Annotated in this window: 12 protein-coding genes and 1 pseudogene; 6 read left to right on the top strand and 7 right to left on the bottom strand. The window is 69.2% G+C overall.

Going from position 1 to position 10,872, the window contains the following annotated elements; genetic code table 11:
- Positions 1-366: 366 nt before the first annotated feature.
- The 3 genes and pseudogenes from JMF97_RS26050 to JMF97_RS26040 all read right to left on the bottom strand — a co-directional run.
- The gene (locus JMF97_RS26050) at positions 367-1,062 is read right to left on the bottom strand and encodes an Ntn hydrolase family protein (protein WP_013732447.1); all 696 of its coding nucleotides are present in this window, start codon (positions 1,060-1,062) and stop codon (positions 367-369) included.
- A 55-nt stretch (positions 1,063-1,117) separates the two neighbouring features.
- Positions 1,118-1,900, bottom strand: coding sequence for a class I SAM-dependent methyltransferase (locus JMF97_RS26045; RefSeq protein ID WP_203223896.1), 783 nt, complete (start codon positions 1,898-1,900; stop codon positions 1,118-1,120).
- 90 nt (positions 1,901-1,990) lie between these two features.
- Positions 1,991-2,236, bottom strand: a pseudogene (locus JMF97_RS26040) (SMI1/KNR4 family protein); the annotation flags it as partial.
- A 137-nt stretch (positions 2,237-2,373) separates the two neighbouring features.
- Between JMF97_RS26040 and JMF97_RS26035 the strand changes: the two are divergent.
- The gene (locus tag JMF97_RS26035; RefSeq protein ID WP_203223895.1) at positions 2,374-3,462 is read left to right on the top strand and encodes a hypothetical protein; all 1,089 of its coding nucleotides are present in this window, start codon (positions 2,374-2,376) and stop codon (positions 3,460-3,462) included.
- Between the two features lie 72 nt (positions 3,463-3,534).
- On the opposite strand, the gene JMF97_RS26030 is transcribed toward JMF97_RS26035, so the two are convergent.
- Both JMF97_RS26030 and JMF97_RS26025 read right to left on the bottom strand, forming a co-directional pair.
- Positions 3,535-4,359 carry an HAD family hydrolase gene (locus JMF97_RS26030; RefSeq protein WP_203223894.1) on the bottom strand — a complete coding sequence of 275 codons (825 nt, stop codon included), beginning with the start codon at positions 4,357-4,359 and terminating at the stop codon, positions 3,535-3,537.
- 927 nt (positions 4,360-5,286) lie between these two features.
- Positions 5,287-5,757 carry a MarR family winged helix-turn-helix transcriptional regulator gene (locus tag JMF97_RS26025; protein WP_203223893.1) on the bottom strand — a complete coding sequence of 157 codons (471 nt, stop codon included), beginning with the start codon at positions 5,755-5,757 and terminating at the stop codon, positions 5,287-5,289.
- A gap of 31 nt (positions 5,758-5,788) precedes the next feature.
- On the opposite strand from JMF97_RS26025, the gene JMF97_RS26020 reads away from it, so the two are divergent.
- The 4 genes from JMF97_RS26020 (at position 5,789) to JMF97_RS26005 (ending at position 9,001) form a co-directional block, all read left to right on the top strand.
- Positions 5,789-6,853 carry a bifunctional NAD(P)H-dependent oxidoreductase/GNAT family N-acetyltransferase gene (locus tag JMF97_RS26020; protein WP_238360127.1) on the top strand — a complete coding sequence of 355 codons (1,065 nt, stop codon included), beginning with the start codon at positions 5,789-5,791 and terminating at the stop codon, positions 6,851-6,853.
- 106 nt (positions 6,854-6,959) lie between these two features.
- Entirely contained in the window at positions 6,960-7,868 is a 909-nt protein-coding gene (locus JMF97_RS26015) for an NADP-dependent oxidoreductase (protein WP_203223892.1), read from the top strand.
- Entirely contained in the window at positions 7,865-8,767 is a 903-nt protein-coding gene (locus tag JMF97_RS26010) for an LLM class flavin-dependent oxidoreductase (RefSeq protein ID WP_013732455.1), read from the top strand. Before JMF97_RS26015 ends, JMF97_RS26010 begins: the two co-directional genes overlap by 4 nt.
- Positions 8,768-8,803: 36 nt before the next feature.
- On the top strand, positions 8,804-9,001 hold the full coding sequence (locus tag JMF97_RS26005; RefSeq protein WP_013732456.1) for a helix-hairpin-helix domain-containing protein: 198 nt from the start codon (positions 8,804-8,806) through the stop codon (positions 8,999-9,001).
- An 81-nt stretch (positions 9,002-9,082) separates the two neighbouring features.
- Here the strand turns inward: JMF97_RS26005 and JMF97_RS26000 are convergent, their stop codons facing one another.
- A complete protein-coding gene (locus JMF97_RS26000) occupies positions 9,083-9,682 on the bottom strand; it encodes a hypothetical protein (protein ID WP_126712284.1) in 600 nt (199 codons plus the stop codon).
- Positions 9,683-9,751: 69 nt separating this feature from the next.
- Positions 9,752-10,018, bottom strand: a complete 267-nt coding sequence (locus tag JMF97_RS25995; protein WP_013732458.1) for a helix-turn-helix domain-containing protein — start codon at positions 10,016-10,018, stop codon at positions 9,752-9,754.
- 72 nt (positions 10,019-10,090) lie between these two features.
- Between JMF97_RS25995 and map the strand changes: the two genes are divergently transcribed.
- Entirely contained in the window at positions 10,091-10,870 is a 780-nt protein-coding gene (gene map / locus JMF97_RS25990) for a type I methionyl aminopeptidase (protein ID WP_013732459.1), read from the top strand.
- Positions 10,871-10,872 lie beyond the last annotated feature (2 nt).

Raw genomic sequence — 10,872 nt, 5'->3', positions numbered from 1 at the left:
ACCTGAACGGCAACCACTTCTACGATCTGCCCAAGTACTGGTGAGCCACAGAGTCGATGCAGTAATCAACGAACCACGGCAATCACCTGGACCCTGACATCACCACATGAATCAACGGCCACCGCCCGGCATGGGCGGTGGCCGTTGAGCGCGCCCGGTCCGTACCCGATGTTGGGGGCAAGATGGGTCAACAGCGGCGGCGGTCTGAAGCCTTGTGTGCCCGCCGAGTGCTGGACCGACGCTTCGTGGTCACCCGGCGTGTAGATCAACACGATTCCCAAGCTGAACTGATCCCGGCGCCTTTGCGAAAGCCGCGGGGCAGCCAGCGACTGGTGACGGAGTTTGACCTGCGATCACCTGACGGCCTCAGTCGAACAGCCGGTCGAGTGCTTCCTGTTCGAGGTCGCGCCAGCGTTGGGCGTCCTTCAGCGCCTTGGCGATCTCCTTCTCGTCGAGGTGGTGGGCGCCCTCCTCACGGATGCACGCGATGCTGAACGGCCTGCCGACCGACGGTGAGGTCCGCTCCAGGGCCTCCAGTACCCGTGCCACGCCCACCACGCCGTACTCGACGGTGCGTGTGGTCATCCGGAAGTGGGACAGCAGCGCGCCGGCCTGCTGGGCCATGGGTGCGCCGGAGCCGATGGCGTGGAAGCCCACGTCCTCGTAGCGGCCGATGAGCCCGTTGGGGTTGATCTCCACGATCCACGGTCCGCCCTGGCTGTAGCCGGCCGCGAGCAGGTACGCCGACACCCCGCCGCCGCTGTCCTCGCCGGGCACGTCCGGGATGTAGTTCTGGTAGTGCTTCTTGAAGACCGGCAGGACACGCTCCTGCAACTCGTCGCCGATCTCGGGTGCTTCGAGGATGGCGGTGGCCGACTCCTCAAGGAGGGGGCGCAGGTCGTTGAGGACTCCCCGCGCGCCGCTGCCGCCCCAGGCGGCGCAGGTGCCCAGCGGGTGCAGCTTCTGGGCGGGGAAGCTCAGACCGCGGTCGCTCTCGGTGATCTGGGAGTCCGCGCCGATCACCACCCCGTCGCTGCAGACAACGGCGAGTACGACGGTCATGGGTCCTCCTGGCAGGGGTGAGGGTTGGTCGCGAGGTACCCGGCCGTCCGTCTGCCTACACCCCGAACTGCACCCAGACGCGGACGCGCTCGGTGACCCTGTCGCGCCCGCCGAGGGCGTCGCGGAGCTCGTCGGTGAACCTGACTCGGCCCTGTGCGGAGGGCAGCCGTTCTGCCGACATGGCGGAGAAGACGCCGCCGACCATGTCGTCGATGGTGAGCACTGCGTCGTACTGCACCAACGATTCCGCGTATCGGTAGCCGGCGCGGACGAGGGCGTTCTGGTGGTGCAGGCGGCCGGCCTCGTCGGTCTGGCACGTTGCGGTGACGGGGTGCCCGAGCAGCCGTTGCAGGCATTCGCGCAGTGCCCCGGACCATTCGGTGTCCTGCATCCACAGCGGTGCACCGTTGGTGATCACGGCGATGCCGCCGCCGGGACGCAGCAGCGGTCGGACGGTCCTGAACAGCGGGTCGCGGTCCATGAAGTGGATGGCGACGGCCACGGTCAGCGCACCGATCGTCCGGTCGCCGAGCAGCCGGCCCAGTGTGGGTAGGTCGCTGTCATCGCCGAGCAGCCACATCGCGTTGGGTCGTGCGGCGTTGAGGGCAGCCTGGCGGGCCAGGGCCAGCATGTCCGGCTCCGGGTCGACGCCGATGACGGTCCCGACCCGGGCGGCGAGCGGGAGGCTCAACTGGCCGGTGCCGCAGCCCAGGTCGACAGCTGTGTCGTCGGGACCGAGGTCGAACGCCTCGACGAGGGCGTCGAGCACCTCGGGCGGGTAACCGCGTCGGTGCCGGGCGTAGTACGTCGCCACCTCACCGCTGAAGCTTGCCTTCATGTCGACAGCCTGCGGCGACACAGGTCGGGAAGCGAGCGATTCTGCTGAGGGCATCGTCATTCACTCGTGGCGATCATGGTGTCGGATCCGCCCGGGCCTCCGCTTCGCCCATGAGGTCCGGCTGGGCGCAGGGTGGGCGGTACGGGCGAACGAGCCGCCGTTGTGCCGACGGGCCAGATCGACGTACGCGGTGGGCAGTCGACGCCCAAGCTGCGCCTGGACCGACCGCAGGACCTCGTCGGTGAGCGGGTCTTCCAGCGGGCCGGTTCCGTCGAAGACGGCTGCGGGATCGAGCACCGGTCGACGGTAGCCGGTGGAGACAGCGCGTCTATGCATGAGTCGCGATAGCCGACTTTGATACATGCCGGAGGCGGTTGTTTCACGACACCGAAACATTGACGCCGCTGATTGTGACCCTGTCGTTACCGCTCGCACACTCCTGTGCGTCATGTTCCGGTCGAACGGAGGAACACATGCGTCTCCGATCATTTGTCAGCACAGCGCTGGCTGCGGTCCTGGCCGCCGCCGGCGCACTCATGCCGATGGCACCTGCCGCAGCGGCCACCGCTGACCGTTGGGGGTTCGCCTACGTCAAGGACCCCACCGTGCCGGCCTGGACCGTGCTCGACACCACCCGGCAATGGGGCAGCTGGAAGACAGCATTCCCGACCGCCTGGGCCCAGGGCGCCAAGCTTGCACCTGGCCTGTTCCAGGTCCGCTTTCCGCAGGTAGGTGCCGGTCCGCGGGGCGTGCCGCACGTGACCCCGGTGAACCGGAGCGGGCATTACTGCGAGGTGGTTCGCTGGGGCCAGTCCGGTGCCGACCAGATCGTTGAGGTGCAGTGCCACCGGCCCGGCGGCGTACGCGAGGACACCCCGTTCACCGTGCTCTGGACCACCAGCTCGGGCGTGTTGCCGGCCGGCAACTCCTACGCGTACGTGCAGTGGGCCGGCGGCACGTTGACGCAGTCGTACAACTCCACGGGCATGGCGAACGCGGCCGGGGCGTTCGGCGTCGGGCAGTACGCGGTGCGGCTGCCCGGGGTGGGGCTGCCCGACCTGCTCGCCGGCAACGTGCAGGTCACCGCCGTGCAACCGAACGCCCTTCCCCGCCGATGCAAGGTCAACTCCTGGGGCCCGATCAGCACCTACGTGCAGGTGGAGGTCTTCTGCTACGACCAGGCCGGCGCCTTCACCAACACCGACTTCGTCCTCTCGTACCACCGCCGGCGGTCGGTGATCGGCTCCTTCGGCCCGCCGAACTACATCGGATACCTGGGTACCGCCGTCGGCGGACCGACCAACGACAACTCGATGGTCGGTGTCGGTGCCAACACGGTGGTGCCGGTGGCGCCCACCGGCCGCTTCCTGGCGACCTTCCCGCAGCTCGGCGTCAGGGAGACGCACGCCCAGGTCGTGGCGCAGGGGCCGGGCAGCAACTACTGCCACCTCACCCAACCCTGGTCGTACACCACTGACGCCGAGGTCGACGTGATCTGCTTCGACAACGCCGGCGTGATCACCCCGCACCGTTTCCTGGCCACCTTCACCTCCCGGGTCTGACGCCGGGAAGCGTCGACGGTGGCCCTGGGGCAGGCCACCGTCGACGCTGCGGCGGCCGATTCCGCACAGTGGTTAACCTCGCCGAGGTGTCTGCGCGGTGGCGCGGCCGAGCAGACCATCGTCACGTTCGGGCCGACCCTCTACCGTGCCCCGGTTCTGGTGAAGCAGGGTGACCAGGCCGTGGCCGTCGTCGATGCGGGCGTCGGGTCGCAACTGGGGGTGCGGTGGTTCGTGGTCGGTGCGAGGTGAGCGCATGAGGATCGCGGCACCGGCACCGGCTCGTCGGGCGCAGGCAACGTCGCGGTGCACAGTGTCGCCGATGAACCAGCACTCTCCGATCGGTACGCCGATGGCGTCGGCGGCCGACCAGGCCAGCCGCGGGTTGGGTTTACGGAGTCCGGCTTCGTCGCTGTAGAACTCGGCGGCGAACAGGTCGGACAATCCGGCGGTCGCGAGGAAATCGCGATGTGCGGCCCCGCAGAGCGCGTTGCTGACCACGGCCATCGGCAGACCCGCAGCCGCCGCGGCGTGCAACGCCTCCGGGATCCCGGGTCGGACCTGCCAATCCGGTCGCCAGGCCCAGGCGTACGCCAGCGGGGTCGCCGCGTCCTCGACCGCCGTGCGGGCCGGCGCGGGCCAGGAGTGGGTGACGAAGTCCGCCCACACCCGGGCGTGGGGCAGCTCGATCGGATCGTCGAGGTGGCCGCTGTCGTCGCGCCACCGGGCGTACGCCCTGCCGCCCTCGGTCAGGTCGGTGGTGATCTGCTCGACCGACACGGTGTCGCCGACCAGGTCGGACAGCCGCCGGACCAGGTCCGATGGAGCCGGTGACTGTCGCGGAGCGTCGGCCAGGACGCCACCGAAGTCCAGCAGAAGCGCACGAGGCGATCGCAGCATGCCACCATCCTGGCGTACGCAGGACAATTGACATCGTTGTTACAGGGACGGGTCCCAGGCGATGAGCTGATCCCGGCCCTCGGTGGCGTGGTAATCGACGACGGCGGGCTGGTGTGGCCAGGCGATCGTCGTTGCGCAGAGGGCGAACTGGCAGTCGTCGAATCGGAGCGGCGCGGTGGCGCGGAGGTTGCTGCGACCTTGAGTCGCTCATGGCGGGAGAGTTCTCGGGTGGCAGCAGGTGTTGAGAGCAACATGCGACCGGGGGGAGCGGGTGACCGCCCGGCGGGCGTACGCGCAACCGGTCGCCGACTCCGGAGAACACGTCCGCAGCAGTGTCCAGTTCGGACTGTAACGCGCCGGTATTGACGAGCGCGACCATTCGGCGCGTTACCTGCTGTTCTGTGCTCGGTTGTTGGCAAGGGGAACTGATGTGCCCTTGACGGACTGAGAAAAGAACTCGTGCTACGTGTGTCGATCGTGAAGGCATGCGCGTACGCTGATTCACCATCACGCGGTCCCTAATTCTAGGAGGTGATCACGGTGAAGGGTGACGTTCGTGGAGTGGCCAACGCGGTCTGACGGTCAGTGAACCGGTGTCAGCGACAAGGAATTGCTCTTGTTGCTGACGCACCGAGCAGTCCTAGCCGGCAGCATCATGCTCTGGAGCTGCTGATACTCGCTGCCGGCTAGGCGCTTCGATCTGCTTGCAGGGCTCGTGGAATTCGATCTCCGCGGTCTGCCGAATGGCCGTGAGGCTTATCGGCAAGTGGCATTTGATCCGAAAAGAGGGCTGGTTCCGGCGTTCGTCATTCCCTGCGACGGGAATGTCATTCTCGCCGTGTGCCACCTGAGTTCCCTCTGCCGTAAAAAGGGCTGCGCCTGTGTGGAGAACCGGGCGCGAGCGGCATCCTGGCAGTGGTTGTCCGATCAGTCGCCGGCTGTGCGTTCTTCCAGCTTTCGGGCGATCCGTTCGATGGCACTGAGGTCTTCCGGGTCGAGTCGGTCGATGAAATGACGTCGTACCGACTCGACGTGGGTCGGTGCGGCGTCTTCGAGTGCGGTCAGACCCTGCGCGGTGAGGGTGAGGAGGCATCCGCGACCGTCGTTCGGGTCGGGGGTACGCCGCAGCAGACCGCGAGCTTCCATCCGGGTGGCGTGCCGGGAGAGTCGGCTGCGCGACCAGCCCATCTTGTCGGCCTGCTCACCCAGGCCACTGGTGTGGTCGGGGCGCTCTGAGAGGGTGCTCAGCACCTCGTAGTCGGGTTCGGAGAGCCCGATCGCCGCGAGATCGCGGCTCGTGCCGGTCGAGACGGCGACCATCACCCGCCGGTAGGCCCGCCACGCCCGCTCCTCGTCCGGCTTCAGCCAGCGGGGCCTCGCTGCCGGTTTCGTTGACATGTAATCAATCTAGCACCTACGATTCGTTTCCATGTCAACGAGACCGATTCGTGTTCTTGCCCTGGTGTGCAGCACCCGCCCCGGTGCCCTCGGCCCGGTTGTCGGGCAGTGGCTGATCGAAACGCTCACCCCACGGGCTGCGGAGCTCGGCGTCGAGCTCGTACCGGTCGCCATCGGCGACCTGAACCTGCCGTTCCTGGACGAGGAGGGGCATCCGTCGTCGGGCGACTACCGGCACGAGCACACCCGCCGCTGGAGCGAGACCGTCGACGCGGCGGACGCCTTCATCGCGATCACCCCGGAGTACAACTACGGGATGCCGGCGACCCTGAAGAACGCGCTGGACTACCTCAGTCGCGAGTGGGCCTGGAAGCCGATCGGGTTCGTCAGCTACGGCCACACCTCGGCCGGCACCCGGGCGGTCCAGCACGCCAAGCAGGTGGTCACCACGTTGCGTCTGGTCCCGCTGGGTGCCTCCGTCGCGATCCGCATCGGTGCGGCCATGCAGGACGGCCGGCTGCGGCCCGACGCCGCCCACCATGCGGCGGGTGTCGGCCTGCTGGAGGAACTGGTCCGGGTCGCCCACGCGCTGCGGCCGATGCGGGAACGCGCGCACGTCGGATCCTGCGCCGGTCCGCTGGCTGGCTCCTACGCGAGGCGACTGACGGCCGACGACGTGGGCCAGGTGACGGTGCTCCAGCGGTGCTGCTGGGTGGACGAGGCCCTCGCCAACGACACCATGGACATACCGGCCCTGCACGAGTCGCCGGAGCAGGTGCGCGAGTGGCTGACCAGCTGGCACGCCACCGGCCTCTGGCGGGACGGCCGGCTACTGGGCATGGTGCGATCCCGCCGCGTCGACACCGACTGGCACGTGGGCCGGCTCGCTGTCGCTCCTGACCTGCGCGGCCAGGGGCTGGGCCGGTGGCTGCTGCGGACCGCCGAAGCCGCCGCCGATCCCGACTGCCGCCGCATCGTGCTGTTCACCGGGGCCAGGAGCCAGCGCAACATCGACCTCTACCACAGCGAGGGGTACCGGCCGGTGTCGCTCGCCAGCCCGGACGGCACCACCTGCCTGACCAAGCCGGCAGCCTGATGAATCGCCGCGGCGCGCGCAACCAGTCGGCGATCGATCCTTGACCTCACGTGTGGTTGAGGTTTGAGACTGGCCCCGGCGGCGACGGATCACGGGGAGGCTACGCATGCAGGCAGTGGTGTTCAGGCAGGTCGGCGGGCCAGAGGTGCTGGAATGGGCTGAGGTCGAGACGCCGGAGGCGGGCCCCGGCCAGGTCCGGGTGAGCGTGCGGGCGGCCGGCGTGCAGCCCATCGACTGCGCGGTACGCGCCGGACGTACGCCCGACTGGGCGCGGGCCCCACTGCCCGCGGTGCCGGGCAACGAGTTCACCGGAGTGGTCGATCAGGTTGGTGACGGGGTCGACGGCGTGGCCGTCGGTGACGAGGTGCTGGGCTTCGGCTTCATGAACGCCGCGGCCGAGTTCATCGTGGTACCCGCCGACCAGGTGACCGCCAAGCCGGCCGCCATGCCCTGGGAGGTCGCCGGAGGGTTCAGCGGCGCGGCCCAGACCGCGCACATCGCCCTCGAACAGATCCGGCCCGCGTACGGCGAAACCCTGCTCGTGCACGGCGCGGCCGGTGCCGTCGGCGCGGTGGCGGTGCAACTCGCGCTGCGGGCCGGAGCCCGTGTGGTGGGCACGGCCAGCACCGCCAACCAGGACTATCTGCGTACCCTCGGCGCGATGCCGGTGGTCTACGGCCCTGACCTGGTCGACCGTCTCCGCGGCCGGTTGCCGGGCGGCGCCGATCTGGTGCTCGACGGTGCCGGGGGCGAGGCGCTCACCGCGTCCCTGGCCCTGTGCCCCGACCGTTCCCGGATCCTCACCCTGACCGAGCATGCCCGCGCTGCCGACCTCGGCATCCGGACCACCCCGAACCTGCGTTCCGCTGCCCGCCTCGCCGCTCTTGCTGCCCTCTATGCCACAGGTGACCTGCGCTTCCTTGTCCGTCGGACCTATCCGATGGCGAAGGCCGCCGACGCCCATCGGGAGGTGGAGACCGGCCACGGCCGGGGCAAGGTGGTCCTGGTCCGATGAAGGTCGGCGTGATCCTGCCCTCGCTGACGATCCAACGGCGAGACTCCCTCGACCTTGCTGCCGCCGCCCGCCACGCGGAGGACGCTGGTCTGGACAGCGTGTGGCACGGCGATCATCTCGCCGTCGGGATGCCCACCGTGGACTGCACGATCGCCCTGGCCGTCGCCGCTACCGCCACCGCCCGCATCCGGATCGGCGCGAGTGTCTTCATTCCCGCGATCCGCCCGCTGGTGTGGGCCGCGAAGCAGGTGGCGAGCCTGCAACTGGTCTCCGGCAACCGCCTCCTGCTCGGTGTCGGCTCCGGTGGTGGCGCCGCCCAGTGGGCGGCGGCGGGTGTCGCCTTCCGCGAGCGCGGCCCGCGTACCGACACCGCGCTGCGGCTGCTACCCGGACTGTTGGCGGGCGAGTCGGTGACCACGCCGGACGGAAGCGTGGTCACGCTCTCGCCCGGCGTCGAGGTTCCGCCACTGTGGGTGGGCAATGCCTCGACCGTGGCGATCGACCGGGCGGCCCGGCTGGGTGACGGCTGGTTCCCGTCACTGATCACTCCCACGGCACTGGCCCAGGGTCGGGCCCGGCTCGATGGGGTGGCTGTCGCCGCCGGCCGACCGGTGCCGACGGTGACCATCGGTGCCACCGGTGCGCTGGGCGATGCCCCGGGCACGCCCTCCCGCGCGGAGTTGGCGGCAGGGCTGGCCGGCGCGTACCGGCACACCGCCCGCGACGCCGAGGAACTTCCCATCACCGGCGGGCCGGACGAGGCCGCCGAACGCCTCGCGGAGTACGCCGCCCACGGCGCGAACCATGTGGTCATCGGATTGTCCGGCCCGGACTGGCGGGCACAGGTCGATCTCCTCGCCGAGGTTCGCCGCCGGTTACCAGGACCGGGTGACGAGTGATTCGCAGATTTTGTCCGCCAGCTTAGGATCAAGAGCATGAATTCCGATCTCGACACTTTGCCGAAGATCAGTGCGCCGGCGACACGGGCGCTGCACAACGCCGGCTACGCGACGCTGCGCGATCTCGTCGGGGTGTCGCGTGCCGAGTTGGCCGAGCTGCACGGCATGGGACCGAAGGCACTCGGGATCATCCAGAGCGCACTGGAGGAGCACAACCTGACTCTCGGTAGGTGACGCGCGGGCAGGCGTGCGCGGGTACGTGCGGACGAGCCCGCGGAGCAGGCGGTGGGACCGGGTCCCACCGCCTGCTCCCGGTCACCTGGCGGGGGTGTGTCGTTGGTTACCGCTGATCTGCCCCAGGGGAGCGCGGCCGCCGCCGCGTCCGTCCCGGTCGCGCCGGTCGCGTCGGTCGTGTCGGTTGTTGCCCGACGACGACAGTGAGGCCGCCGCCGCAACTCGGGGATCCTGCATGCTGTACCGACCCGACTGGTACGCGACTATCTGCGTCAGCCGGCGACTCTCGATGAAATTGACGAGATTCGCCTCGTAGGTGTTGTAGGCGTTACGCGCCCTCTGCCCGGCGCGGTTCACCGCGTCCTGGAGCGGCTGTCGTACGTCCGCCGTCTGGGCGTATACGATCCGGGCCTGTTCGGCGGTGTATCCCTGTTCGGTGATGTGCCGCTGAACATCACCATCGAATGCCGCCAGTTCTTCCTGACGCTGTTCGAGGCGATTGTTTGCTCTTTCGATGTCGGTCCACGGGTTCGCGTTGTCAAAGGCTTGTTGCTGCGCTTCGGGCAGGAACTCCCGGGCCTCCTCGATGCCCAACTGGTCGACCAGTTCACGAGCAGTCCGTGGAGGTGGCGGGTCGGTGTAGAAGTCGTTGTTGGCGCCGCCGGGGTCTGGATAGGTCATCGAAGTCCCTTCGTGGGTCGGGAAGCTTCTGGCATGACGTGCCGGCGGGCTCACCGGTTCAACGGGGTTTCAGGACGCCTGACGGGTCGGCATGTCGGCCAGCCAGACGTCCGCCAGCTCGTTGAGGGGGACGTCGAGGGCCTGGCTGAGGCAGACCACCGTGCCGAACGCCGGTGCGGGCAGGCGACCGGCCTCGATCTTGCGCAGGGTCTCGGGGGAGATGCCGGCTGCCAGGGCCACCTCGACGAGGCTGCGGCCGGCGCGTGCGGCCCGCAGCGCCGTTCCGAGGCGCTGGCCCGCCGCGATCTGTTCGGCGGTGAGTGGTTGGCGAACCATGCCAGCAGGATAGTCCGCCGGCACCCCGACGGGCCGTGGTATAAAAATACCGCTTCATCGAGGGGGGTAGTCGTGATCGAGTTGAAGTCCGTCGAGGAGATCGGCCGGATGGCGGTGACCGGCCAGTTCGTCGGCGAACTGCTCGCCGAGTTGCGCACTGTCGCCGCAGTCGGTGTCAACCTGATGGACCTCGAACACCACGCCCGTCGCCGCATCGCCGAACGCGGCGCCGAATCCTGCTACTGGGACTACGCTCCCTCGTTCGGTCGGGGGCCGTTCCGCAACGTGCTGTGCCTGTCGGTCAACGACGCGGTGCTGCACGGCCTGCCCCACGACTACGTGCTGCGCGACGGCGACCTGCTCAGCATCGACATGGCGGTCGGCATCGACGGTTGGGTCGCCGACTCGGCGCTCTCCTTCGTCGTCGGCACCCCCGACCCGGCCGACCTGAGGCTGATCGAGGCCACCGAGGTCGCACTGGAGGCCGCCATCGCCGCCGCCCAGCCCGGCGGTCGCCTCGGTGACATCTCCGCCGCCATCGGCGAGGTCGCCGAGGCGTACGGCTACGGGGTCAACGCCGAGTTCGGCGGACATGGCATCGGCCGCACCATGCACGAGGCCCCGCACGTGGCCAACGACGGCCGTCCCCGCCGCGGGCTGAAGCTCGACCCCGGCCTGACCCTGGCCATCGAGCCCTGGTTCTGCCGCTCCACCGACAAGATCAGGTACGACAGCGACGGCTGGACGATCCGCTCCGCCGACGGCTCCCGCACCGCCCACTCCGAACACACGGTCGCCATCACCGCGGCCGGCCCGCAGGTGCTGACCCGGCGGCCCGCGCCCGGCCACTGACA

Source organism: Micromonospora fiedleri (assembly GCF_016774385.1).
Taxonomy (GTDB): Bacteria; Actinomycetota; Actinomycetes; order Mycobacteriales; family Micromonosporaceae; genus Micromonospora; species Micromonospora gifhornensis.
Note: the sequence above shows the minus strand (reverse complement) of the source record. Positions and strands in the feature narration are given on the sequence as shown.

Coding starts and splice junctions, on each gene's coding strand:
- JMF97_RS26010 (WP_013732455.1), top strand. CDS start 7,865: ATGAAGGTCGGCGTGATCCTGCCCTCGCTGACGATCCAACGGCGAGAC.
- JMF97_RS26005 (WP_013732456.1), top strand. CDS start 8,804: ATGAATTCCGATCTCGACACTTTGCCGAAGATCAGTGCGCCGGCGACA.
- JMF97_RS26015 (WP_203223892.1), top strand. CDS start 6,960: ATGCAGGCAGTGGTGTTCAGGCAGGTCGGCGGGCCAGAGGTGCTGGAA.
- JMF97_RS26020 (WP_238360127.1), top strand. CDS start 5,789: ATGTCAACGAGACCGATTCGTGTTCTTGCCCTGGTGTGCAGCACCCGC.
- JMF97_RS26050 (WP_013732447.1), bottom strand. CDS start 1,062: ATGACCGTCGTACTCGCCGTTGTCTGCAGCGACGGGGTGGTGATCGGC.
- JMF97_RS26025 (WP_203223893.1), bottom strand. CDS start 5,757: ATGTCAACGAAACCGGCAGCGAGGCCCCGCTGGCTGAAGCCGGACGAG.
- JMF97_RS26045 (WP_203223896.1), bottom strand. CDS start 1,900: ATGAAGGCAAGCTTCAGCGGTGAGGTGGCGACGTACTACGCCCGGCAC.
- JMF97_RS25995 (WP_013732458.1), bottom strand. CDS start 10,018: ATGGTTCGCCAACCACTCACCGCCGAACAGATCGCGGCGGGCCAGCGC.
- JMF97_RS26030 (WP_203223894.1), bottom strand. CDS start 4,359: ATGCTGCGATCGCCTCGTGCGCTTCTGCTGGACTTCGGTGGCGTCCTG.
- JMF97_RS26000 (WP_126712284.1), bottom strand. CDS start 9,682: ATGACCTATCCAGACCCCGGCGGCGCCAACAACGACTTCTACACCGAC.
- JMF97_RS26035 (WP_203223895.1), top strand. CDS start 2,374: ATGCGTCTCCGATCATTTGTCAGCACAGCGCTGGCTGCGGTCCTGGCC.